Source organism: Falsiroseomonas ponticola (genome assembly GCF_016805305.1).
Taxonomy (GTDB): Bacteria; Pseudomonadota; Alphaproteobacteria; order Acetobacterales; family Acetobacteraceae; genus Falsiroseomonas; species Falsiroseomonas ponticola.
Genome location: NZ_JAERQN010000003.1, coordinates 473,950 through 497,093 on the forward strand (window position 1 = coordinate 473,950; position 23,144 = coordinate 497,093).

27 protein-coding genes are annotated in these 23,144 nt (G+C 71.5%); 10 read left to right on the top strand and 17 right to left on the bottom strand.

Going from position 1 to position 23,144, the window contains the following annotated elements; all coding sequences use genetic code 11:
- Window positions 1-145: 145 nt before the first annotated feature.
- A complete protein-coding gene (locus tag JJI54_RS12760; protein WP_203073368.1) occupies window positions 146-1,303 on the bottom strand; it encodes a D-alanyl-D-alanine carboxypeptidase family protein in 1,158 nt (385 codons plus the stop codon).
- 348 nt (window positions 1,304-1,651) lie between these two features.
- Between JJI54_RS12760 and JJI54_RS12765 the strand changes: the two genes are divergently transcribed.
- The 6 genes from JJI54_RS12765 (at window position 1,652) to JJI54_RS12790 (ending at window position 6,586) form a co-directional block, all read left to right on the top strand.
- Window positions 1,652-2,173, top strand: a complete 522-nt coding sequence (locus JJI54_RS12765; protein WP_203073369.1) for a phasin family protein — start codon at window positions 1,652-1,654, stop codon at window positions 2,171-2,173.
- Window positions 2,174-2,464: 291 nt separating this feature from the next.
- Window positions 2,465-2,806 carry an ATP-dependent Clp protease adapter ClpS gene (clpS, locus tag JJI54_RS12770; protein WP_203073370.1) on the top strand — a complete coding sequence of 114 codons (342 nt, stop codon included), beginning with the start codon at window positions 2,465-2,467 and terminating at the stop codon, window positions 2,804-2,806.
- 159 nt (window positions 2,807-2,965) lie between these two features.
- On the top strand, window positions 2,966-5,320 hold the full coding sequence (gene clpA, locus JJI54_RS12775; RefSeq protein WP_203073371.1) for an ATP-dependent Clp protease ATP-binding subunit ClpA: 2,355 nt from the start codon (window positions 2,966-2,968) through the stop codon (window positions 5,318-5,320).
- Window positions 5,321-5,421: 101 nt separating this feature from the next.
- On the top strand, window positions 5,422-5,763 hold the full coding sequence (locus JJI54_RS12780; RefSeq protein WP_404817621.1) for a carboxymuconolactone decarboxylase family protein: 342 nt from the start codon (window positions 5,422-5,424) through the stop codon (window positions 5,761-5,763).
- A 27-nt stretch (window positions 5,764-5,790) separates the two neighbouring features.
- Complete coding sequence (locus JJI54_RS12785; protein ID WP_203073372.1) at window positions 5,791-6,117, top strand: nucleotidyltransferase domain-containing protein; 327 nt, start codon at window positions 5,791-5,793, stop codon at window positions 6,115-6,117.
- On the top strand, window positions 6,092-6,586 hold the full coding sequence (locus tag JJI54_RS12790) for a ribonuclease toxin HepT-like protein (RefSeq protein ID WP_203073373.1): 495 nt from the start codon (window positions 6,092-6,094) through the stop codon (window positions 6,584-6,586). Before JJI54_RS12785 ends, JJI54_RS12790 begins: the two co-directional genes overlap by 26 nt.
- Here the strand turns inward: JJI54_RS12790 and JJI54_RS12795 are convergent.
- The 14 genes from JJI54_RS12795 to JJI54_RS12860 are packed head-to-tail and all read right to left on the bottom strand — an operon-like array spanning window position 6,578 to window position 19,259.
- Window positions 6,578-7,417: an alpha/beta hydrolase gene (locus JJI54_RS12795; protein ID WP_203073374.1), complete on the bottom strand. Its 840-nt coding sequence runs from the start codon at window positions 7,415-7,417 to the stop codon at window positions 6,578-6,580. The genes JJI54_RS12790 and JJI54_RS12795 overlap by 9 nt on opposite strands.
- On the bottom strand, window positions 7,417-8,295 hold the full coding sequence (locus JJI54_RS12800) for a polyphosphate kinase 2 family protein (protein ID WP_203073375.1): 879 nt from the start codon (window positions 8,293-8,295) through the stop codon (window positions 7,417-7,419). Before JJI54_RS12800 ends, JJI54_RS12795 begins: the two co-directional genes overlap by 1 nt.
- A 13-nt stretch (window positions 8,296-8,308) precedes the next feature.
- Complete coding sequence (locus tag JJI54_RS12805; RefSeq protein ID WP_203073376.1) at window positions 8,309-9,532, bottom strand: MFS transporter; 1,224 nt, start codon at window positions 9,530-9,532, stop codon at window positions 8,309-8,311.
- A 27-nt stretch (window positions 9,533-9,559) separates the two neighbouring features.
- A complete protein-coding gene (locus JJI54_RS12810) occupies window positions 9,560-10,429 on the bottom strand; it encodes an endonuclease/exonuclease/phosphatase family protein (protein ID WP_203073377.1) in 870 nt (289 codons plus the stop codon).
- An 8-nt stretch (window positions 10,430-10,437) separates the two neighbouring features.
- The gene (locus JJI54_RS12815) at window positions 10,438-12,438 is read right to left on the bottom strand and encodes a DNA/RNA helicase domain-containing protein (protein ID WP_203073378.1); all 2,001 of its coding nucleotides are present in this window, start codon (window positions 12,436-12,438) and stop codon (window positions 10,438-10,440) included.
- A 1-nt stretch (window position 12,439) separates the two neighbouring features.
- The gene (locus JJI54_RS12820) at window positions 12,440-12,841 is read right to left on the bottom strand and encodes a DUF350 domain-containing protein (RefSeq protein ID WP_203073379.1); all 402 of its coding nucleotides are present in this window, start codon (window positions 12,839-12,841) and stop codon (window positions 12,440-12,442) included.
- Entirely contained in the window at window positions 12,838-13,968 is a 1,131-nt protein-coding gene (locus tag JJI54_RS12825; RefSeq protein WP_203073380.1) for a glutathionylspermidine synthase family protein, read from the bottom strand. Before JJI54_RS12825 ends, JJI54_RS12820 begins: the two co-directional genes overlap by 4 nt.
- Before the next feature lie 2 nt (window positions 13,969-13,970).
- A complete protein-coding gene (locus tag JJI54_RS12830; protein WP_203073381.1) occupies window positions 13,971-14,246 on the bottom strand; it encodes a hypothetical protein in 276 nt (91 codons plus the stop codon).
- 46 nt (window positions 14,247-14,292) lie between these two features.
- The gene (locus JJI54_RS12835; protein ID WP_318987496.1) at window positions 14,293-15,174 is read right to left on the bottom strand and encodes a DMT family transporter; all 882 of its coding nucleotides are present in this window, start codon (window positions 15,172-15,174) and stop codon (window positions 14,293-14,295) included.
- A 10-nt stretch (window positions 15,175-15,184) separates the two neighbouring features.
- A complete protein-coding gene (locus JJI54_RS12840; protein WP_203073383.1) occupies window positions 15,185-15,637 on the bottom strand; it encodes a GNAT family N-acetyltransferase in 453 nt (150 codons plus the stop codon).
- Window positions 15,634-16,029 (bottom strand): MGMT family protein, encoded by a 396-nt coding sequence (locus JJI54_RS12845; RefSeq protein WP_203073384.1) that lies wholly within the window; start codon window positions 16,027-16,029, stop codon window positions 15,634-15,636. The genes JJI54_RS12840 and JJI54_RS12845 overlap by 4 nt, the downstream gene beginning before the upstream one ends.
- Complete coding sequence (locus tag JJI54_RS12850; RefSeq protein WP_203073385.1) at window positions 16,029-17,195, bottom strand: GNAT family N-acetyltransferase; 1,167 nt, start codon at window positions 17,193-17,195, stop codon at window positions 16,029-16,031. The genes JJI54_RS12845 and JJI54_RS12850 overlap by 1 nt, the downstream gene beginning before the upstream one ends.
- Window positions 17,196-17,237: 42 nt before the next feature.
- Window positions 17,238-17,705: a RidA family protein gene (locus tag JJI54_RS12855; RefSeq protein WP_203073386.1), complete on the bottom strand. Its 468-nt coding sequence runs from the start codon at window positions 17,703-17,705 to the stop codon at window positions 17,238-17,240.
- 54 nt (window positions 17,706-17,759) lie between these two features.
- Complete coding sequence (locus tag JJI54_RS12860; RefSeq protein ID WP_203073387.1) at window positions 17,760-19,259, bottom strand: TSCPD domain-containing protein; 1,500 nt, start codon at window positions 19,257-19,259, stop codon at window positions 17,760-17,762.
- A 269-nt stretch (window positions 19,260-19,528) separates the two neighbouring features.
- Here JJI54_RS12860 and JJI54_RS12865 point away from each other — a divergent pair, with 269 nt between their 5' ends.
- The 4 genes from JJI54_RS12865 to JJI54_RS12880 are packed head-to-tail and all read left to right on the top strand — an operon-like array spanning window position 19,529 to window position 21,015.
- Window positions 19,529-19,885: an NADH:ubiquinone oxidoreductase subunit NDUFA12 gene (locus JJI54_RS12865; protein WP_203073388.1), complete on the top strand. Its 357-nt coding sequence runs from the start codon at window positions 19,529-19,531 to the stop codon at window positions 19,883-19,885.
- Between the two features lie 16 nt (window positions 19,886-19,901).
- Window positions 19,902-20,423 (top strand): outer membrane lipid asymmetry maintenance protein MlaD, encoded by a 522-nt coding sequence (mlaD, locus tag JJI54_RS12870; protein WP_203073389.1) that lies wholly within the window; start codon window positions 19,902-19,904, stop codon window positions 20,421-20,423.
- Window positions 20,420-20,644 (top strand): hypothetical protein, encoded by a 225-nt coding sequence (locus JJI54_RS12875; protein ID WP_203073390.1) that lies wholly within the window; start codon window positions 20,420-20,422, stop codon window positions 20,642-20,644. The genes mlaD and JJI54_RS12875 overlap by 4 nt, the downstream gene beginning before the upstream one ends.
- Complete coding sequence (locus tag JJI54_RS12880) at window positions 20,641-21,015, top strand: DUF2155 domain-containing protein (RefSeq protein ID WP_203073391.1); 375 nt, start codon at window positions 20,641-20,643, stop codon at window positions 21,013-21,015. Before JJI54_RS12875 ends, JJI54_RS12880 begins: the two co-directional genes overlap by 4 nt.
- A gap of 33 nt (window positions 21,016-21,048) precedes the next feature.
- Here the strand turns inward: JJI54_RS12880 and aat are convergent, their stop codons facing one another.
- Together aat and accC are read right to left on the bottom strand one after the other, a co-directional pair.
- Complete coding sequence (gene aat / locus JJI54_RS12885) at window positions 21,049-21,732, bottom strand: leucyl/phenylalanyl-tRNA--protein transferase (protein WP_203073392.1); 684 nt, start codon at window positions 21,730-21,732, stop codon at window positions 21,049-21,051.
- 58 nt (window positions 21,733-21,790) lie between these two features.
- The gene (accC, locus tag JJI54_RS12890; RefSeq protein ID WP_203073393.1) at window positions 21,791-23,134 is read right to left on the bottom strand and encodes an acetyl-CoA carboxylase biotin carboxylase subunit; all 1,344 of its coding nucleotides are present in this window, start codon (window positions 23,132-23,134) and stop codon (window positions 21,791-21,793) included.
- Between the last annotated feature and the right edge of the window lie 10 nt (window positions 23,135-23,144).

Below are 23,144 nucleotides of genomic sequence, written 5' to 3' on the forward strand. Positions count from 1 at the left end.
TCGGTCGTGGTGCGGCCCGGGGCGGCGGGGGCGCCCCGCCGCAACCTGGCCGTCACCAAGTGTTAACCGATGGCGCCCGCGCCGCCAGCCCGTTGCGGGGCCGGGCGGCGCCAGGCGGGCGCGCGCCGCAAAGCGTGAGGGGCGTTCAGCGCGCCTCGGCCGTGCGGATGCGCGGGGCCGGGGTGGTGGGGGCGGTCGGGATGGGCACGGCGCGGTTCGTCGTCGTGCGCGTGGGCGGCGCGGCCGCGGGGCGCGGGGCCTGGCGGGTGGCGGCGGCCGGCGTGGGGCGCGCGGGGGTGGTGGCGCGGGCGGTGGTGGCCTGGCGGGGGCGGGGCGCGGCCTGGGCGGTGGCCGTGGTGCGCGCCACGGGCTGCTGGCGCGCCGGGGCCTGCGCCGTGGCGGGGCGGGGGCGCGGGGCGGGTGCGGCATCGGCGCTGCGCACCACGCCGGTGGTGGCGCGGGCCATCACGGGCCGCGGCGCGATCCCCATGCTGGTGAAGGACTGGTCGAGCAGGGCGGCCATGTGCTGGTCCCGCTCCACCCAGGAATTGCCGCCGAAGACGGCGCCCACCACCCGCTGCCCGCCGCGGCTGGCGCTGGTGACGATGTTGAAGCCGCTGTCGCGGATATAGCCGGTCTTGATGCCGTCCACGCCCTCATACTCGCCGAGCATGCGGTTGTGGTTGCGCAGCCGGAGCCCGCGGAAGGCCGCGTGCTGCATGCCGAAATAGTGGTAGCGCTCCGGGAAGTCCTGGATCAGGCGGCGGCCGAGCGTCGCCATGTCCCGCGCCGTGGTCACCTGGTCCGGGTCCGGCAGGCCGGAGGCGTTGCGGAAGGTGGTGCGCGTCATGCCGAGCGAGCGGGCGCGCAGCGTCATCATCTGGGCGAAGCGTTCCTCGGAGCCGCCGAGCCGTTCGCCGACCGCGGCGGCCACGTCATTCGCCGATTTGGTGACCAGCGCCATGATGGCCTGCTCCACCGTCAGGCTCTGCCCCGGCGGGAAGCCGAGCTTGGAGGGGGGGCGGGAGGCCGCTTCCTCCGAGATCGGGACGGCGGAGGTGAGGGAGAGCCGGCCTTCGCGCAGCGCCTCGAACACCATGTAGAGGGTCATCATCTTGGTGAGGGAGGCGGGGTGCCGCGTCTCGTCCGGGCTGGCGGCGACCAGCACGTTGCCGGTGCGGTTGTCGAGCACGATGGCGGAGTAGCGGTCGCTGCCGATCTGCGCCTGCGCCGCCGGGGCAGCGCCCAGCATGGACAGGGCAAGGCCGACGAGTCCCGCACAGGTCCCGAGCCTGAAACGCATGGATAGTCCCCCCGGCGGCACACCCCCCGTGCACCGCCACCCGCAACAACCTAGGGAAGAATTGGCGCGCCTGTCCACGGGGGTGTTTGTGGAACATGGTGTAACCGCAAGGACTTAACGGCTTGTTTTGTAGCGGCTTCGCATGCCGTCGCGCGGTTGTGCGGCCCGGCCCGGGGAGGGTTCCGCATTTTTTCGGTCAATGAAATTGCTGCACTGCAAAATAGTGCTTGCATCGGAATGCGAGCGTTGGCACATAGGCGTCGTGCTGCATCGCAGCAAATCCCCCGGGGCCGGGTTCCAGGCTCCCGCCGCGCCGGGTGCCGGCGAACCAGCTTGAGGAAGACCCCCATGGCCACCGAGCCGAAGACCGAATCCAAGCGCAACATCGCGCTGGTCGAGAATGCCGCGACGCAGGGCGCCGCGCAGACCAAGAAGATCATCGACAATGGCGCCACGACGGCGCGTGCCGCAATGGAGAAGGGCATGGAACAGGCGACGAAGACGGCCGAGGGTTTCTTCAAGGCCGCCGAGGAGGCCGCTGAGTTCGGCCGCGGCAACATCGAGGCCTTCACCAAGGCGACGCAGACCCTGACGGTCGGCTTCCAGGACCTCGGCAAGCAGTACTTCGCCGTGTCCCAGGCCCTGACGGACCATGCGCTGGAAAGCGCGAAGGCCCTGGCCGCCGTGAAGTCCCTGAAGGAAGCCGCTGACATCCAGGCCGCCTTCGCCAAGGCCTCCCTGGAGCGCACGATGAGCGAGGCGACGAAGCTGCAGGAGGCCGCCTACCGCCTGGCCGAGCAGGCCTCCGCCCCGCTCGCCGCCCGCGTGACGCTGGCGGTCGAGAAGATGGGCAAGCCCCTCGCGGCCTGACGCCGGGATGGCGGGGGGTGGACACGCCCCCCTCCTTCGCCCCGAATGGCCCGCCCGGTGCCCGCAACCTGTCCCCCCGGGGGCCAGGGCGGGCATCGCGGCGGGCCTTTTGCGTTTCCGGACCGCCGATTACGGGCTAGGCTAACGCCCGGGAAACCCTGGCGGGGGTCTTCTGCGGGAGAATTTCGTCAAGCCCTTCACTCCCGGCCCCTCGCTCCGATATCCTAGGCAGGACGACGACAGGACGACGACGGGGGGCGTTCACATCCCCGGCAGGCAACCAAGGCAGGCATGAGCGACAGCGACAAGCGCCCAGGACAGGGCAATGGGGCGGAGGGGCCGACCACCGGCGTGGTGGTCAAGGCGCGGCCACGCACCCGCAAGCCCTCCATGTACAAGGTGCTGATGCTGAACGACGACTACACGCCGATGGAATTCGTCGTGCATGTCCTCGAACGCTTCTTCCAGAAGAGCCGGGAGGAGGCGACGCGCATCATGCTGCACGTCCACCGCCGCGGCGTCGGCGTCTGCGGCGTCTATACCTATGAAGTCGCCGAGACCAAGGTCACCCAGGTGATGGACCTGGCAAGGCAGAACCAGCACCCGCTCCAGTGCACGATCGAAAAAGAATGATCGGGACGCCGCCTTCGCTCGGGCGGCGGATGGAAGGAAGGCCGGGCAAAACGGCCTGCGGGGGACTGTCGCAAGCAAGAGGGAGCGACCACATTGAGGGCAACCCGCGCCGCGGCGTTCCGTTGAACGCCCAGGCCACCCGATAGGGAGCGTCAGACCATGCTGTCCCGCAACCTCGAGCAGACGCTCCACCGCGCCCTCGGCCTCGCCAATGACCGCCGGCACGAATACGCGACTCTCGAACACCTCCTCCTCGCCCTCGCCGACGATACCGATGCGGCCACCGTGCTGCGCGCCTGCGGGGTGGACAACGACAAGCTGAAGCGCGACCTGGCCGAGTTCCTGGACAAGGACCTGGCCGGGCTGGTGTCCGACCGCGCCGGCGATGCCAAGCCGACCGCCGGCTTCCAGCGCGTCGTGCAGCGCGCCGCCATCCATGTGCAGTCCTCCGGCCGGGACGAGGTGACGGGGGCCAACGTCCTCGTCGCCCTGTTCTCCGAGCGCGAGAGCCACGCGGTCTACTTCCTGCAGCTGCAGGACATGACGCGGCTGGATGCGGTGAACTTCATCAGCCACGGCATCGCCAAGGCCCCCGGCCGCAGCACCAGCCGCCCCGTGCAGGGCACCCCCCAGACGCCGGAGGAGACCCCGGAGAAGGAGGAGAAGCCCCAGCGCGGCAATGCGCCGCGCGGCCAGGACGCGCTGACCAACTACTGCGTGAACCTGAACAAGAAGGCGCAGGCGGGCAAGATCGACCCGCTGATCGGCCGCGACTCCGAGATCGAGCGCACGATCCAGATCCTCTGCCGCCGCACCAAGAACAACCCGCTGTATGTGGGCGACCCGGGGGTGGGCAAGACCGCGATCGCCGAGGGCCTGGCCAAGCGGATCATCGAGGGCGACGTGCCGGAGGTGCTGGCGAAGTCCACCATCTTCGCGCTGGACATGGGCAGCCTGCTCGCCGGCACCCGCTACCGCGGCGATTTCGAGGAGCGGCTGAAGGCCGTGGTGTCGGAGCTGGAGCAGCAGCCCGGCAGCATCCTCTTCATCGACGAGATCCACACCGTGATCGGCGCCGGCGCGACCAGCGGCGGGGCGATGGATGCGTCGAACTTGCTGAAGCCGGCGCTGGCCCAGGGCACGCTGCGCTGCATCGGCAGCACCACCTACAAGGAATACCGCCAGCACTTCGAGAAGGACCGCGCCTTGGTGCGGCGCTTCCAGAAGATCGACGTGAACGAGCCGACGCTGGAGGATGCGGTCAAGATCCTCCAGGGCCTCAAGACGAACTACGAGAAGCACCACAAGGTCCGCTACACGCCGGAAGCCATCCGCGCCGCCGTGGAACTCTCCGCCAAGTACATCCATGACCGGAAGCTGCCGGACAAGGCGATCGACGTGATCGACGAGGTCGGCGCCTCCCGCATGCTGCTGCCGGAGAACAAGCGCCGGAAGACGGTGACGCTGAAGGATGTGGAGGAGATCGTCGCCAAGATCGCCCGCATCCCGCCCAAGACCGTCTCCAACGACGACAAGGAGACGCTGCGCACGCTGGAGCGGGACCTGAAGTCGATGGTCTTCGGCCAGGACAAGGCGATCGATGCGCTCTCCGCCGCCATCAAGCTGTCCCGCGCGGGGCTGCGGGATGCGGAGAAGCCGATCGGCAACTACCTGTTCAGCGGCCCGACCGGCGTCGGCAAGACGGAAGTGGCGAAGCAGCTGTCCAAGACCTTGGGCATCGAGCTGATCCGCTTCGACATGTCCGAATACATGGAGCGCCACAGCGTCTCCCGCCTCATCGGCGCGCCGCCCGGCTATGTCGGCTTCGACCAGGGCGGCCTGCTGACGGACAGCGTGGACCAGCACCCGCATTGCGTGCTCCTGCTCGATGAGATCGAGAAGGCGCACCAGGACCTCTACAACATCCTGCTGCAGGTGATGGACCACGGGAAGCTGACGGACCACAACGGCAAGACCGTCGATTTCCGCAACGTCATCCTCATCATGACCACCAATGCCGGCGCCGCCGACATGGCGAAGCCGACCATCGGCTTCGAGCGCACGCAGCGGCTCGGCGAGGATGAGGAAGCGATCAAGCGGATGTTCACGCCGGAATTCCGCAACCGCCTCGACGCCGTCATCCCCTTCTCGGGCCTGACGCCGGAGATCGTGGCCCGGGTCGTGGACAAGTTCGTCATGCAGCTGGAGGCGCAGCTCGCCGACCGCAACGTGACGATCGAGCTGTCCAGCGCCGCCCGCGAATGGCTGGCGGAGCGCGGCTACGAGCCGCTCTATGGCGCGCGGCCGCTGGCCCGCGTGATCCAGGAAGTGGTGAAGAAGCCGCTGGCCGAGGAGCTGCTCTTCGGCCGGCTGGTGAAGGGCGGTTCCGTGAAGGTCGGCCTGAAGGACGGCGCGCTGGTCTTCGACTATGTCGAGGCCGCGCCCCCCGCCCTGCCCAAGCCCGAGGACAGCGGCGACGGCGAGGCGGAGAAGGAGCCCGAGACGGCCGAATAGATTCTCCGGGCTGCCGCGGTCATAGTTGCGAAGGCGTCTCCCGGGTGGCCGGGAGGCGCCTTTTGCGTGTGTGGGAGAGAGCGATGACCACGGATACCCGGATCACGGACTGGGACGAGTACAGCGGGGCGCTGCGCGAGCGCGGCAAGGAACTGGGGCAGCTGCATCCGGAACTGATGAAGGGCTTCGGCGCGCTGAGCCGTGGTGCCTCCACGACGAAGCACATCGACGCCAAGACCCGGGAATTCATCGCGCTGGCCGTCGCCGTCACCACCCGCTGCCAGGGCTGCATCGACGCCCATGTCCGCAAGGCCAAGGCCGCCGGCGCGACGAAGGAGGAGATCGCGGAGGCGCTGGGCGTCGCCGTGGCGCTGAACGCCGGCGCGGCGCTGACCTATTCGATGCATGTGCTGGATGCGATGGACGGGGCGGGGCAGGGCTGACCCTGCCTGTGCTAGGATGAGCGTGCCATGCCGACCATCCAGGACATCGACCGGGCGGAGGCCGCCCACCTCGCCGCCGCCCGGGCGCCGCTGATCGCGGCGCTGACGGCGGCCGCGCAGGGCAGGCCCTGGCACTACATCCTGTTTGGCTCGCTCGCCCGCGGCACCGCGCGGCGGGGGAGTGACGCGGATATTGCCATCGTGGGTGCGGGGCGCGATTGGGCGGCGGCGGAAAGCGCGGCCTACGACGCCTGCCGGGCGCTGCGGCTCAGGGGCGATGTGATGCTGTGGGAGGATCTGGCAGAGTTCATCCAGGAGGAGGCGCAGCGTGACGGAATTCCCTGCGGCGCCTGACCCGCGTTGGACACCGATCCAGCGCCTCCGCGATGCCGCGCTCGATGATCTCGGACTCGCCATCTCGCTCTGGGATGGCCACTCGGCGGAGGGGCCGGTTCGCGGGCGGCGGATCGAGGAAAAGGCCATCCAGAAATGTCTCCAGGATGCCTATGCCAGCATCGAGCAGGCGATGCTGCGGATGCTGGCCTATGCCGGCGACCCGAAGCCTGTCGGCGGCAACTGGCACGAGGACCTGCTGGTCATGGCGACAAACGCGTCGCGCGGCCGCCCGGCCTTCGCGCGCCACCTGCATGCGGAGCTGGATGAGCTCCGGCGCTTCAGGCATGTGGCGGTGCATGGCTATATCGGCTTCAAGCTGATGCGCGCCGCCCCCGCCGTGCATGCGGGGCGCCGCCTGCTGGCCGGGCTCCCCGCGGCCTTCGATGCCTTCGGCCGCGATTTCGGCCTGCTGCCGCCCTCAGCCTGAGGGCTGCAGAAACCCCACCACCGCCTCGAACACCGGCGCCTTCGCCAGCCCCAGCGCGCGCACCGGCGCCGCCATGGCGGAGAGCACGCCGACATGCTCCACACCGGGATAGACCTGCAGCGTCACCGGCCGCCCCGCCGCGCGCAGGTCCCGCGCCAGGTCCAGCGCGTGGAAGGGCCCCACCACCCGGTCATCCGCCCCGTGCAGCAGCAGCATCGGCGGCGCGCCTGCCAGATCCTCCGCCCGCGCCACCGCCGCGATCCTTCCGCCGGGGGCATTGGCGAAGATGCTGATGGTCGGCTCCTCATCCGGCTGCCAGGCGATGGGGGCGGCCAGCAGCACGCCGCCGGCCAGCGCGGCGCGCGATGATCCCGCCGCCGAAAGCCAGCGCGGATCGAGCGCGAGCGCGGCCGCGATGAAGCCGCCGGCGGAGTGGCCCATGACGAACAGCGGCTGCGCCGGCATCTCCGCCCGCAGCCAGGCGACGGCGCGCGCGCCATCCTCCACGAAATCGGGCCAGCGCCCCTCGGGGAACAGCCGGTAATCTGGCACCGCCACGGCGATGCCCGCTGCGGCCAGCGTCCGGGCGAGGAAGGCGTAGTCGCCGCGCCCGCCGCTGGTCCAGCCGCCGCCATGGAAGAAGACCACCAGCGGCGTGCGATCCGTCACCGTTTCCGGCAGCACCAGATCCAGCCGGTGGCGGGGCAGGGGGCCATAGGCCAGGCCCTCCCGCATCACGCTGCCACCGCGTGGCGTGAGCACCCCCGCGATCCGCGCCGGCGAACAGGCGGCCGCCAGAAGCGGCAGCCCCAGCAGGAAGCGCCGCACCATCAGGGGCCGAGATCCTCCCGCGCCTGGGCCAGCGCCGCGCGCTGCGCCTCCGTCACCTGCGGGTAGTGCAGGCCGAGGCCCTCCATCGCGCGGCCGATGGCGGCGGCGACCACCAGGCGGGTGAACCACTTCCGGTCGGCCGGCACCACGTACCACGGCGCCTCCTTCGTCGCGGTGGCGCGGATCGCGCGCTCATAGGCGTCCTGGTAGGCGTCCCAGTGCCGGCGCTCCTGCACATCCGCCGCGCTGAACTTCCAGTTCTTCTCCGGCTCCTCGATGCGGGACAGGAAGCGGCGCTTCTGCTCCTCCGGGCTCACATGCAGGAAGAACTTCAGCACCACCGTGCCCTGCCGGCCGAGATACCGCTCGAAGGCCGCGATATCCTCCAGCCGCTCCTCCCAGATCTTCTTGCCCACCAGGCGCGGCGGCAGCTTCTGGTGTTCCAGGATGGTGGGGTGGACGCGCGCCACCAGCACTTCCTCGTACCAGCTGCGATTGTGGATGCCGATCTGGCCGCGCGACGGCAGGGCGATGACGTGGCGCCAGAGGAAGTCGTGGTCCAGCTCCGTCGAGGTCGGCGCCTTGAAGGACACGACATGGCAGCCCTGCGGGTTCACGCCGGAGAAGACGTGCTTGATGGCGCCATCCTTCCCCGCCGCGTCCATCGCCTGGAAGATGCAGAGCACCGACCAGCGATCCTGCGCGTAGAGCATGTCCTGGTGCGCCGACAGCGCATCGACGCCCTGCTTCAGCAGCGCGGCCGCTTCCTCCTTCTTCAGGTCGAGCCCGCCAGTATCGGCGGGGTCGAAATCCTTCAGCCGGAACTTGCCGCCCTCGACCCGGTAGCGGGACAGCAGCTTCTCGATCCGCTTTTCCAACCGATCCCTCCCGTCATCCGCGGCGGCCGGGCAGCAGCATCCAGCCGAGCGTCAGCGCCTGCAACGCGACCGTCATGCCCAGCGCCCAGCCGTAACCGGCGGGGTCCCAGCCGCCCGTCGCAACGCGCGGCCAGAGGTCCAGGATCCAGCCGATGGCATTCTGCAGCAGGAAGACCAGGCCGAGCATGGAGGCGTTGATGGCCGTCGCGACCCGCCCCGCCAGTTCCGGCCCGAAGCGCTGCCCGATGGCGGCATAGCCGGAAGGCCCGGCGGAGGCCGAGAGCGCGAAGGTGAACCACAGCACCCCCAGCGTCACCGGATCGCGCCAGGGCAGGAGGATCAGCAGCAGCTGCACCACGGCAATGACGCCCATGGCCACCAGCGGCACCAGCATCGGCCCCGCGCCGCGGCGCTGGAGGAAGGAGGCCGCCTGGCCGGTGGCGGCGCTGCCCACCATCAGCCCCGCCGAATAGGCCATCAGCAGCACCGCCCGGACACCGTCATCCAGCAGCGCCACGTCCCGCAGCCAGGGCCCGGCCCAGAGGCCCTGGTAGGTGAAGTTGAGGGAGGAGAGCAGCGCCACGGCGGGCGCGAAGCGCAGGAAGGCGGGATGGGCGAAGATCTTCCCGAATTCCGCGATCTCCCGCCCGAAGGACCGGCGGGGCGGCGGCGCGGCGCCCGGGCCGCGATCGGGCACGCTGGTCCAGATCCAGCCCGCGACGCCGAGCGTCAGCAGCGACAGCACGACGAAGACGCCGCGCCAGCCGATCTCCGGCACCAGCAGCGCCACGGGCACGGTGGCCGCGACGCTGCCGCAGGAGCCCACGAAGATGCCGAGCCCCGTCATCCCCGCCACGCGGTCCTTCGGGTACCACTGGGTGTTGACCTTGAGCATGGCGATCAGCCCGGCGGAAACGCCGAGCCCCGTCACCGCCCGCCCGACCGCGAGCCAGGCCGGCCCCGGCGCCACGGCGCAGATCACGAAGCCGCAGGCCGCGACGCAGCCCAGCACCGTCTGCACGCGGCGCGAGCCCCAGAGATCGATGGCCAGCCCGATCGGCAGCTGCGCCAGGCCGTAGCCCGCGAAGAACACCGCGGCCAGCAGGCCGAGTTCACTGGCGCTGAGGCCGAATTCCAGCGCCAGCAGCGGCCCCACCGTCGCGATCATGGTCCGCGAGGCCTGGTTGACGAAATTCAGCCCGGCGAGCGGGAGGGTGAGCCGGGCGAACATGCGCATGGCGCGATGGTGGCACGGCTTGCGCCGCTACGGCAGCCGCATCCGGACCGAAACGGGGCAATGGTCCGACAGGCGGTCGCGATAGCTCCTGTCACGCTCCCCATAGGCGAGCACGGCCAGGCTGCGCGGCACCAGCCATTCCCGCGCCGGGCCGCCGATCAGCAGATGGTCGATGAAGGGCCGCCCGCCCCGGGAATCCGCCCAGCAGGGGGAGGAGAGGCCCTCGGTCGGCCGTGCCACCGGCGCCGCCTCCTCCACGATACGCAGGAAGTCGTCATTGCCGCCCATGCGGCGGTTGAAGTCGCCGAGGATGGCGAAGGCCATGCCCTCCCGCCGCCGCGCCTCCGCCCATTGGGCGATGATCTCCGCCTGGCGCTGCAGGCCCTGGCAATCGCGGGAGGCGTTGGCGCCGAAGGCATCCTCCCGGCACCCGGCATCGAGATGGACGGAGAGGAGCCGGAGGCGCGTGCCGTTCGGCGCCTCCACGATGATGTCGGCGCCCCGCCGCAGGCTGCGCCGCGCCCCGGCGCGGAGGTCGAGCGCCGCAAGGTCCCGCTGCGGGATCATCCGCAGCGAACGCCGCACCGCGAAGCCGGGGCGCTGGACGTCGTCCTCGTCGGTCAGGTGGATGGCGTAGGTGGCGGGGTCGAAGACGCGCGCGGCGGCCTGTTCGCCATCGATCTCCTGGATCGCGACGACATCGGCGGCGAGCCGCTGGGCATAGCCGCGCAGCAGCGCGAAGTCGCCGGGTTCGCGGACGCGCATGTCGCGCGGCAGGTCGGGGTGGCCGGCGGGCTTCAGCGTCAGCCAGGCGATGTTCCAGGTGGCGAGCTTGATCTCCGTCTGCGCCGCGGCGGGGGGCGCGAGGAGGAGGAGCAGGATCAGCAGGATGCGCATGGGGGCGGCTATAGCAGCAGCGCGGGGGCTTCGTCCTGCGGGGCGGTTGCGGCGGGCAGGGGACGGGCGCCGCAGGCCTCGAGGAAATCCGCGATGGCGTCATAGGTCGCGGCGTCGCGGGTCGGGTCATGGAAGGGCGCGCCCGCCATGCTGCCGCGGGGGACCCAGATCACCGTCTCATAGCGGGCGCGGGTCAGCAGCACGCGGTAGGTGTTGCGGACGAAGGTGAATTCCTTGAGATCGCGCTGCCACGCCGCGCCCACGAAGCGCCTCGCCTGCCATTCGCCGGCGATCCGGATGAAATCGCCACCCCAGGCGAGCCCTGCCACATCCAGTTCCAGCCCCTGGCAATCATACTCCGTCGCGATGGTCTCCAGGGCGTCGGAGGCGCGGATGTCCGGCCAGCGGCGCAGGAACCAGTCCGCCACATCCTCCACCTGCACGCCAAGCCCATCCGCGCGCAGCCGCTTCGCGCCGGCGGCGGCGAGCAGCCCGGCCCGGCGCTGGCCGCGCGCCCGCTCGCGCAGGGCGGCGCGCATGGCGTCAAGGTCGCGGGTCAGCAGGAAGGGCAGCACCTCGCAGCCCGCCGCGATGTCGCGTGCCTCCACGACCGCGCCACGCAGCACCGCATCCACCCAGGCGGCGCCCGCGCTTTCCCGCACGCTGCGGATGGGGGTGGCGAGGTCGAGCGCGGCGTCGATCCGCAGCCAAGGGGCGCCCATCCCGGCCAGGCGCTGCGCGGGCTCGGTGGCCTGCACGGCGCGTGGCGCGGCGATCGCCCGCCAGCGCGGATCGGCGGCGATGACGCGGCCCCATTCGGCCAGCCCGGCCTCCCCGGTGTTGATCTCCTGCCCGTTGCCGATGAGGGCGACCACCACCGCCCAGCCATCATGGCGGCCCATGATATCGAGCGTATGGGCGGGCTCGCTCATGGTGAGCGTGGAGGGCTTGTTGCGCGTGCCGAGCACGGCCTTCGCCTCGTTCCAGGCGCGCTGCGCCTCGTCGAAGACGATCAGGCGTTCGGGCGGCGGCGCCGCGAGGCCCGGGCGCGCATTGTCTTCGAGGAAGCGGTGCACGTTCTGCAGGGCGGCCTTCACCCGGCGCTCAGCTTCTGGCCGCTTGCACGCGCCGCGTGTCACCGCATCCCGCGCCAAGGCTGCGCGCAGTACCGTGACGAGGGGCGCATTGCCGGTGAGGAAGGCGGCGCCGTCCATCCGCGCCTCGCCGAAGATGGCGTTGAGACCGCAAAGCGTCTTGCCCGCGCCGGGGATGCCCGTGACGAAGACGACGAGCTTGGCGCCATCCCGCCGCGCTTCCGCCACCGCGTCGCGGATCGCCTGCGCGGTTCGCGTGAGGTTGGCGGCGTCCGCCCGCGCCGTCGCGATCTCCCGCACCCCGTTGCGCGCGTAGAGCAGCGTCGCCGCCTCCACGATGGTCGGCACCGGGCGGTAGGGCGCCTCGAGCCAGGCCGGGCCATCCAGGGGCCGGGCCGGTTCCGGTGCAGTGGACTGCACCCAGCGCAGAAGCGCGCCGAGCCCGGCGCTGCCGCAGGCGATGGGCTGCGTCACGCCATGCCAGATCAGGGGCGGCTGCACCGGCGGTGCGAAGCCGCCGCCGCCCGCGACCAGCACCGGCACGATGGGATGGGCACGGCTGCCGGCGTGGAAGTCGCGCAGATCCAGCGCGTAATCCTCGGCCTCCGCCAGCGTGGCGTTGGTCGCCGCTGCGGTCTTGAACTCCATTGCGATGATGGCGCGGTCCGTCAGCACCACGGCGTCGATGCGCTTTTCCAGCCGCAGCAGGTCGTATTCCAGCGCGATGGTCCAGGCCTGGCCGCCGGCCTCCGCGATCGCCGCGGCCAGGGCGCGGAGCTGTCCCTGCCAGGCGAAATCCTGGTCGATGCTGCCGGCATAGCCACGGGATTGCTGCGCGGCCGCCAGGCGCCCGATCGTGTCGCGCGGGTCGCGCGCCAGCAGCTCCGCCCCCGTGCAGGCGAACCAGGCCCTCAACTCAGGTGCTCAAACACGCCGCGTTCAGCATCCCCACCGCGATCGCCACCGCCGCCTTCAGGATGGACCCGGCGCTGTCCCCCTTCTCCATCGCTGCGCGCCAGCCGCTGCCCAGCAGCTTCGCCACCACGAAGAAGGCCAGCAGCTGCACCATCAGCGCCACCACCGCCCAGACCGCGGCATCCAGGATGTTCACGCTGTGGGCGAAGGCGCTGGCGATGGGCAGGGCGAAGCCGATGATGGCGCCGCTGAAGCCGATGGCGGCGCCGGCATTGCCCGCGCGGATCAGCGCCATCTCGTCATGCGGCGTCACGCGCAGATAGGTCGCCATGGCGAAGGCCAGCAGCGCGATGGCGACGACGAAATAGACCAGGAAGCCGGGCAGGTTGGCGAGGCTCGTCACGGTGGGTTCTCCCCCTCGAAGAGGTGCGGCACGAAGCGGCTGGTGTCGCGCGTCACCGGCGTCGCATCCTCCCGGATGCCGATCCCGCAGGCGCGCCCGGCGATGATCCAGGACCCGATCACGGGATAGCGGCCGTCGAAGCAGGGCAGCTCCGCATATTCCTGCCAGAGGCGCGGCTGCGCGGCATAGGGGCCTGGGGTCTCGATCCCCGGGGCGACGATGTTGGCACCCTCCCGCCCCCAGAAAGGCTTCGAGATCTCCGGCCCGCCCGTCTTCCCGGATTCGAGAAAGGCGGGCAGCAGGTTCGGGTGGTCCGGGAACAGGTACCAGAGCAGCGAGAGAAAGGCCTTGGAGGCCGGGATCAGGCGCCAGCACGGCTCGATCCAGCGCGTCGGCGCCGTGGCGATGCTGGCGGCGAAGCGTTCCGCCAGCAGCCAGTCCCAGGGGTAGAGCTTGAAGATCGCGGCGATCTCCCGCTCCTCCATGTCCCGGAAGCGGCCGCGGCCCCAGCCGATCTCGTCCATGAAGAGGAAGGGCGCCTCGATCCCCGCCTGGATGGCGGTGTCGCGCAGGTAATCGACGGTGCCGCGATCCTCCGCATGGTCCCGCACGCAGGCGAAGTGCACGCGCGGCGGCAGCGCCATCGCCGGCCAGGCGGCGATCAGCGCCTCATGGATGGAATTGAACTGGTCGGCGGGCCGGGCCTCGCCCTCGCTCCGGCATTGCAGCCATTCCCACTGGACCACGCTGGCCTCGAACAGCGCGGTGGGGGTGTCGGCGTTGTATTCCAGCAGCTTGGGCGGCCCGCTGCCGTCCCAGCGCAGGTCGAGCCGGCCATAGAGGCTGGGTTCCTGCCTCTCCCAGCTTCGCGTCACCAGCGGCCAGGCCCCGGCGGGGATGCCGAGCGGCCCGTGCATGTCGTGCCGCACGGCGTAGTCCACCGCCTCCCGGCTCCGCGCCTCGATCTCCGCCGTCGCGTCGTCCAGCACGTCGATCCCGGCGGCATCGAAGCGGTAGAAGGCGGTCTCGTCCCAATAGGGTTCGCCGGCGATCTCGGCGAAGGCGAAGCCCAGCCGCGCCGCGCGCGCCCGCAGGTCCGGCCGCGGGGCCGTCGGGACGCGCCGCATGCTCATCCGCTGCTCGAGGCGGAGGAATCGCCGAATCCGCCGCGGGCGGAGGAGCCGGCGCTGCTGGCGGTATCCGTCGCGGTCCGGCCCTTGGTCCAGGAGGAGGAGGAGCCGCCGCGCGACCCGCTCTGCTGGCAGATCTGCTCCGCATTCGGGCGCATCTCCGCCCGCGCCCGCGCGCATTCCGCGGCGCGGGCATCATCATCGCCGCAGGCCGCGAGGAGGGAGGTCACGCCGCCTCCCAGCAGCACCAGGCGAAGGGCTTTGGTTCGTCTCACGCACCGAGCGTACCCGCTGCCGGCGCGGCTTGCGAAGGCTTTCGCGTCACCCCGCGCGGGGGCGTGAAGGCCAGGTCGCCAGCAGCATGCTGGCCGTCAGCAGCACGAAGCCCGCCGCATGGGTGGCGGTGAAGACCTCCCCCAGGAAGCCGATCGCCACCAGCGCGGAGGTCGCGGGCAGGAAGGCGGTGAAGACGCCCGCGATGCCCGCCGGCGCGCGCTTCAGCCCCTGGTACCAGAGCAGCAGGCAGAGGACCGAGGCCGTCAGCGAATGGAAGACCAGCAGCCCCGCCGTCGCGGGCTGCGCCAGCGCCACCACCGCGCCGGCCACGGGGATGCAGAAGGGCAGCAGCATCAGCGCGGAGAAGACCTGCATCCAGAGCGTCGAGGTGACGACCGGCGCGTGCCCCGCCAGGCGCTTGGCGAGCAGGACATACATCGCCTCCCCGCAGACGCCGCCGAAGACCAGCAGGTTGCCGAGCAGGCTGCCATGCGCGCCATCGCCGCCGAGGCGCGCCAGCGTGATCGCCGCCATGCCGAAGGCGGCCAGCGCCACCGCCGCCCATTGCCGCGGCGGCAGCCTCTCCCGCAGCCAGAGCGCGCTGCCGATGGCGACCACGGCCGGCAGCGTGGCCAGCACCAGCCCGGCTTCCAGCGCCGTGGTCAGGCGCAGCCCGGCGAGCAGCCCGGCATTGTAGATCACCGTGCCGAAGAAGGCCTGCAGCGCCAGGTTCCACAAGCCCCGGCGTTCGATCGAGGGCAGCCCCTCCATGGCTTTCGCCAGCGGCCACAGCACCAGCACGGCCAGCGCGCAGCGCAGGCCCGCGATCATGGGGATGGGCAGGTCCTGCGCCAGGAGCTTGGCGACGCCCACATTGGCGCCGACCAACGCCATGGAGAGGGCGAGCTGGAAGTAGGCGAGGATCACGCGAAGGGGTCTACACCGGTTCGCGGCGTTCCATGAAGACGCTGAGCGGATCGGGCGCATAGCCCTCGAAGGCCGGGATCTCGACGAAGCCGTGCCGGCGATAGAGCGCGATCGCGGCATGGCTGTGGATGCCGGTTTCCAGCCGCAGCAGGCCGATGCCGCGGCTGCGGGCGGCATCCAGCAGCGCCGCGAGCATGGCGGCCGCCACGCCCTGGCCGCGCGACGCCGGCGCCGTCCACATGCGCTTCACCTCCGCCCAGTCGCCCTTCACCACGATGGCGCCGGTGCCGATGGCGCGGCCGGCTGCGTCCCGGGCGACGTGGAAGAGCACGCCAGGCGCGCGCAGCGCGTCGAGCGGCAGGTGATGGTTGCTCTCCGCGGGGTAGAGGCTGGCGCTATGCGCCTCCCCTTCCTCCAGCATGGCGATGATCTCGGGCTGGGCGGGATCCTCGATGGCGATCATCGGCGGCGCGGGGCTTTCGGGGCGGTGGCGGGGCGCGTCTGGCGTGGCACGCGATGCGGCAGGCTGTCCACCGCGGCCGCCCGCGTCACCGCATCGGTGATGCGCCCGTCGGTATCGAAGGCCGCGCCCTCCGCTTCCAAAGCCGCCCGCTGCGGCGTGCCATCCGCGCCCGCCTTGGGCACGCCGAGCCGGCCATCCGCCGCCACCACGCGGTGCCAGGGCAGCGTCGCCTTCTCGATCTCCGACAGCGTCGCCAGGATGTAGGCGACATGGCGGGGCATGACGTCGAGATGCGCGCCGATATCGGCGAAGGTGGCGATGCGGCCGGGCGGGATGCTGGCCACGATCGCCAGCACGTCACCCTTGATCCGGGCGTAGAAGGGCGAGCCCATCAGCCCGCCTCGCCATCCCTCTTGAAGGGCGACATGTCCGCCAGCGCCTCGATCTCCCGCATCATCGCCGGGCGTTCCTGGTCGAGGAAATCGCCGACCGCGCGACGCAACCCGCGGTGTTCGATCCAATGGGCGGAGTAGGTCGGCACCGGCAGGTAGCCGCGCTGGATCTTGTGCTCGCCCTGCGCGCCGGCCTCGACCCGTGGCAGCTTGTGCTCGATGGCGAAGTCGATGGCGCGGTAGTAGCAGAGCTCGAAATGCAGGAAGGGCGCATCGACCAGGCAGCCCCAGTTGCGGCCGAACAGCGCCTCCTCCCCCAGCAGGTTCAGCGCGCCGGCGACGGGCTCCCCCTCCTGCTCCGCCACCATCAGCACGACGCGGTCGCCGAGCCTTTCGCCCAGCATCGGCCAGAAGGCCTTCTTCAGGTAGGCGCTGCGGCCCCATTTCTTGTCGGAGGTGGAGAGGTAGAAGCGGTGGAAGGCGTCCCAGTGGCGCGGCGTGATCTCATGGCCCCGCAGCGTCTTGAGGACGAAGCCGGAGGCCTCGGCATCGCGGCGCTCGCGCCTGATCTGCTTGCGCTTGCGCGATGACAACGCGGCCAGGAAGTCGTCGAAGCTGGTGTAGCCCGCATTGGTCCAGTGGAACTGCGTGCCGATGCGCTGCAGCCATCCCGCCTGGCCCAGCGCCTCCCACTCCGCGGCCTGGCAGAAGGTGACATGGATAGAGGAGAGGTCGAGCTGCCCGCAGGCCTGCACCAGCCCCTGCGCCAGCGCGGCGATGCCGGCCTCGCAGCCCGGCCGCACCAGCAGCCGCGGCCCGGGTACGGGGCTGAAGGGGGCGGCGACCTGCAGCTTCGGGTAGTAGCGGCCGCCCGCGCGTTCGAAGGCATCCGCCCAGCCATGGTCGAAGACGTATTCGCCCTGGCTGTGCATCTTCGCATACATCGGCGCGCAGGCGACCAGCCTGCCGCCTTCCTCCCGCAGCGCCGCGTGCTGCGGCAGCCAGCCCGTGCGCCCGCCGACGCTGCCCGATTCCTCCAGCGCGAGGAGGAAGGCATGGCTGACGAAGGGATTCGCGGATCCCGCGCAGGCATCCCACTCCATCGCGGGGATCGCCGCGATGGAGGGATGGAGCGAGAGGCTCAGCGCGGGCGCCGTATCGGGCATGCAGGTCCAGCTTGGGTCGGCGGGCGGATGCTCAAGCCCGCCTCAGGCGATCTCGAACATCCCTTCCACCTCGACGGCCGCATCGGCGGGCAGGGAGGGCACGCCGATGGTGGTGCGCGCATGCCGCCCGGCTTCCCCGAAGACGGCGACGGCGAGGTCGGAGGCGCCGTTCATCACCACCGCATGCTGCGTGAAGTCCGGCCCCGCCGCGATGAAGCCGCCGAGGCGCACCACGCGCTTCACGCGATCGAGGTCGCCCCCGCAGGCGGCCTTCACCTGCGCCACCAGGTTGATGAAGCAGATCCGCGCCGCTTCCTGCCCCTGTTCGATGCTGACGCCCGCGCCGACCTTGCCGGTCACGGCCACCTTGCCGTCCACGAAGGGGATCTGGCCGGAGACGACCAGCAGGTTCCCCACGATGTTGTAGGGGATGTAGTTCGCCACCGGCGCGGCCGGCACCGGCAGCGTGATGCCGAGCGTCGCGAGGTTGCCTTCGATGGTGCCAGCCATGGCGCGGTCTCCGTTCTTGCCGGGCGGGAGACTGCGTCGGGCGCGCGGAAAACGCTACCCGACCAGCTTGAACTGCCGCCGCCTGGCCCGCGGCGCGGGGGAGGAGGGCAGGTCCATCGGCAGCAGCGGCGCCTGTTCCGCGGCATGCCCGGTGGCATCCGGCGCGCAATCGGCCTCCGACGGATCGGCCAGGTCGCGGCGGCCGAGATATTCCAGCGCCAGGCGCCGGAAGGCCCAGTCCAGCACGCTGGTCGCGCGGCGGATGGCGGGGTCGCCCTCCACGGCGCCAGCGGGGCCGAAGCGGGTATAGGCGTGGGCCTCCACGTAATGGTCCAGCGCCACGCCGTGCTGCAGGCCGATGGAGACGGAGTGCAGCATCGCATCCATCAGGCTGCGATAGGCCGCGCCTTCCTTCGTCAGGGCGATGGAGACCTCGGACAGCTTGCCGGCGCCATCCTCCGTGGTGCGGAGCACGACCTTGTGGCCGCCGACCGAGACGCGCCAGACCGATCCGCCCGGCCGCGTCGGCAGCGCCGTGGCGCGGGCGGGCAGGGGGGCGGGCGCGCTGGCGGGCGCCGCGGCCGCCACCGGCATGGGCGGGGCCGCATGCAGGAAGGGGGCGATGCCCTGCGCCATGGCGATCCAGGCGGAATCCGGGGCCGGGGCGAGCAGCCGCTCGGCCTCTGCCCGGCCGAGTCGCAGCGCGGCGCGGGTCGGCACCTCCGCCACCCAGCCCTCGCGGTCCAGCGTCAGGCGCGTGGGCCCGCTGGCCGGGGCCAGGCCGCCGACCTCCGCGCCCAGCAGCCGTTCCACCGCATCGGGGGGCGCCAGGGCGACCAGCGCCTGGTGGCGCAGGCCGAGGCTGCCCGCGGCCTCATCCAGCGCGGCGCGCGCCGCGGCGGCCAGGCCCGGCACCACCGTCGCCTCGGGCGGGGAGGGGGCGATGAGGGCCACCGGTTCCCGCGCGCCCAGCCGCTCCGCGATCCGGCCCGACTCGGCCTCCGCCGCGCCGCGGGTGAGGGCGGCGATGGCGGCGCCGACGGCGCGGGCCTCCGCCGACTCATAGGCCAGGCCGAGCCCGGCCAGCAGCCCGGCCAGGTCGGCGAAGCCGATCGACAGGCGGGGGGACCGGGCGCCGGTCCAGATATCCAGCACCTGCACGCCGACGGCGACGGCGGCCGCATAGGCCGTGGCATCGAAGCCGCCCTCGGCATCCAGGAAGGCCGGCAGGTTCAGCACGAAGCGGCTGGCGGAGCGCGCATCGCCGCGCCAGATGCCAAGCCCCGGCGCCGCGGCGCGGGACAGCAGCAGGCCGCGCAGCGCATGGCCCAGCCGGTCCTGTTCCGCCGCATCGGCCAGGATGCCGAGCTGCCGGCCGCGGGCGAGGAGGGGGGCGATCCAGCCCTCCGCCAGGCGGGGCAGGGCGACGGGGGCCTGGCCCGGGGCGATGGCGGCGACGGCCTCCGCCGCCTCCTCATCCCAGGCGACGGGCAGGGCGACGGCGCGGGGCTTCGAATCCGGGTCCGGCGCGGCGCGCAGGCGCCACAGAGCCATTCCGTCCCAGATCGTCCCGGCCATGCTTGTCATGGGGTTACTCTAGGGGGGCGGGGCGCCCGGTGGAAGCCGTATGTGGTGGTGTTACGGGGCCGCAACCGCAACATCCTGTGGACAGAATCGCGGATGCGCGCCGCCGGCGCGGATGCCCCGCCGGGACCCCCTCGGGGATTTTGCGCTGCGGCAGCCGATGTGCGAAACTGGCGCCGCCCGGTCATGGGCCCGCACCTGGCGGGCCGGCCTGCCCCGGGCCGCTGCGAGGATTCCCGATGTCGGTGCTGCTGCGCCTCACCTCCTCCCTGTCCGGCCGCAAGATCGGCACGGACCGCTTCGGCAATGCCTACTACGAGTCCAAGGCCGATTTCCGCGGCTATGGCCGCAAGCGCCGCTGGGTGCTGTTCAACGGCGCGGCGGAGGCCACGAAGGTGCCGCCGGAATGGCATGGCTGGCTGCACCACACCGCGCCCCAGCCCATGCCGGAGCAGAAGCGCCACCTCTGGATGCTGGACCACCAGCCGAACCAGACGGGCACGGCCAATGCCTACCGCCCCGCGGGCCACGACTATGCCGGCGGCCGCCGCGCCGTGACGGCCGGGGACTACGAGGCCTGGACGCCCGGGACCTGATGCCGGGACCGCGCGCATGAAGGGCCGTTCGATCGCGGAAGTGCTGGCCGGCGCCGTGGTGCTGCTGGTCGCCGCCGGCTTCCTGCTCTTCGCCGTCACCAATAGCGGGCGGTCCACCATGGCCGGCCCGGCGCTGACGCTGACCGCCAAGTTCGACCGGATCGATGGCCTGGCGCCCGGCGCCGATGTGCGCATCGCGGGCGTGAAGGTGGGCTCCATCACCGGGCAGCGGATCGACCCGCAGAGCTTCCTCGCGGTGCTGACCATGCGCATCGATGGCAGCCTGCGCATCCCCTCCGACAGCTCCGCCGAGATCGCGAGCGAGGGGCTGCTGGGCGGCCGCTTCGTCTCCCTGGTGCCGGGCGGGTCCGACCGCATGCTGCGCGACGGCGGGGAGATCACGATCACGCAATCCGCGATCAGCCTGGAGAGCCTGCTGGGCCGGTTCATCTTCTCCATGACCCAGGGCTCCTCCTCCTCCCCCGGCGGGCAGGCCCCGGAAGGCGCCGCCACGGGAACCGCCACCCCCCGGCCATGACCACGCCGCTCGACCCGCCCGCCGCCTGGCCGGGCGCCGATGGCACGCCGCTGTCGTGCCGGGAAAAGCTGAAGGTGCTGGCGGAGAACCACCGGGAAGCCGCGCAGGTGCTGCGCGACGCCTTCGAGGATGCCGTGCTGATGGGGGTGGACGAGGCTGCGATGCGCCGCATCCTGGCCGAGATGGTGGCCGCGCTGCCGAGCCCGAAGCGCGCGGCATGATCCGCACCCTCGCCGCCGCGGCGCTGCTGGCCTGCGCGATCGCCGCCCCGGCCGCGGCGCAGGAATGGCGCCCGCAGCGCGTCGCGGTGCTGCAGGCGCTGGACAAGGTGACGGCGCGCGTCATCACGCTGCGCGCGACGCTGAACCAGCCCGAGCGCTTCGGCAGCCTCACCATCACCGTGCGGTCCTGCAACGCCCGCCCGCCGGACGAGGTGCCGGACGCCGCCGCCTGGCTGGAGATCACGGACAGCCGCGCCCCGGCCAATGGCGCGGCGGTCTTCCGCGGCTGGATGTTCGCGGAAGCGCCGGGCGTGAACATGCTGGAACACCCCGTCTACGACATCCGCATCATGGAGTGCCGGGCGAGCTGACCGGGCGCGGGGCCGCGGCCCCGCCGGCGGCCGCTATTCGCCGCGGGAGGCGTCGCGCAGGCGGCGGACCTCGGCCTCGATGGCGGCGGGGGCGGGTTCGTCATCCCAGCGCGCCTGTTCCTCCACCGCCTCCGACAGCAGGCGCTTATAGGCCTGGCGGGGAATCTCCGTGCAGCCGAACTGGGCCAGGTGGGTGGTCATGAACTGGCTGTCCAGCAGCGTGAAGCCGAAGAGGCGCAGCCGCGCCACCAGGTGCACCAGCGCGACCTTGGAGGCATCGCGCGCGCGGCTGAACATGCTCTCCCCGAAGAAGGCGCCGCCCAGCGCCACGCCGTAGAGGCCGCCGACCAGCTTCGGCCCGCCTTCCGCCGGCGCCCAGGCCTCCACCGAATGGGCATGGCCCATGCGGTGCAGCGCGCTGAACAGGCGCTCGATCTCCGGGTTGATCCAGGTATCCTCCCGCCCCGCGGCCGGCGCGGCGCAGCCGGCGATGACGCCGGCGAAATCGCGGTTGGTGGTGATCAGGTACTCCCCCGCCAGCACGGTGCGCGCCAGGCGGCGGGACAGGTGGAAGCCATCCAGCGGCAGCACGCCGCGCAGCTCCGGGTCCAGCCAGTAGAGCCGGTCGCCCCGCCGCGTCTCGGCCATGGGGAAGAGGCCCGCGCGATAGGCGCGGAGCATGAGTTCGGGGGTGATCTCGAACTGTCTTCGGCTCACGGCGCCATCCTACCCGCCCCGGGCCTCCGGGGCGAGCGAATGAATCGGCCCCGTCGTCTCAGTGGCCCCGGCTGACGAACTTCTCCAGCCAGTGGATGGTGTAGTCGCCGGCCTGGAACTCGGGATCGGCCACGATGCGCTGGTGGAGCGGCAGCGTGGTCTTGATGCCGCTCACCACCATCTCGTCCAGCGATCGCTTGAGGCGGGCGATCGCCTCCGACCGTGTCTGGCCATGCACGACCAGCTTGGCCACCAGGCTGTCGTAGTGCGGCGGCACGGTGTAGCCGGAATAGAGCGCGCTATCGACGCGCACGCCGAGCCCGCCCGGCGCGTGGTACATGTCCACCCGGCCGGGGTTGGGGGCGAAGGTCTCGGGATCCTCCGCCGTGATGCGGCATTCGATGGCGTGGCCGGAGAAGCGGATATCGGCCTGGCTGTAGCCCAGCGGCTCCCCGGCCGCGACGCGGAGCTGTTCCTTCACCAGGTCCACGCCGCAGACCATCTCCGTCACGGGATGCTCCACCTGCAGGCGGGTATTCATCTCGATGAAGGCGAACTGGCCGTCCTGCCACAGGAATTCCAGCGTGCCGGCATTGCGGTAGCCGAGCTGCCGGAGGCCCTTCGTGACCTGCGCGCCGAGCGCATCGCGCTCCGCCGCCGTCAGCACGGGGCTGCCGGCTTCCTCGACCAGCTTCTGGTGGCGGCGCTGGAGGGAGCAGTCGCGTTCGCCGAAATGCACGACGTTGCCGTGCATGTCGGCCAGGACCTGCAGCTCGATATGCCGCGGGCGGTCCAGGTACTTCTCCATGTAGACGGCATCGTCGCCGAAGGCGGCCTTGGATTCCGTGCGCGCGACGCGCCAGGCTTCCTCCAGCTCCTCCGCGCTGCGGGCCACCTTCATGCCGCGCCCGCCGCCGCCGGCGGCGGCCTTGATGAGGACGGGGTACTTGATCTCCTCCGCCACGGCGCGCGCTTCCTCGAAGCTTTCCAGCGCGCCGAGGCTGCCGGGCACGAGGGGCACGCCGAGGGAGCGCATGGCGTCCTTGGCGGCGATCTTGTCGCCCATCATGCGGATATGCGCCGCCGTCGGGCCGATGAAGGCCAGGCCATGGGCCTCCACCATCTCGGCGAAATTGGCGTTCTCCGACAGGAAGCCGTAGCCCGGGTGGATGGCGTCCGCGCCGGTGATGGCGGCGGCCGAGAGGATCGCCGCCATGTTCAGGTAGCTGTCCCGCGCGGAGGGCGGGCCAATGCAGACGCTTTCATCCGCCAGCCGCACATGCATGGCGGTGCTGTCCGCCGTGGAATGCACGGCGACGGTGCGGATGCCCATTTCCTGGCAGGCGCGATGGACGCGGAGCGCGATCTCGCCCCGGTTCGCGATCAGGACCTTGCCGAACATAGCGCCTACT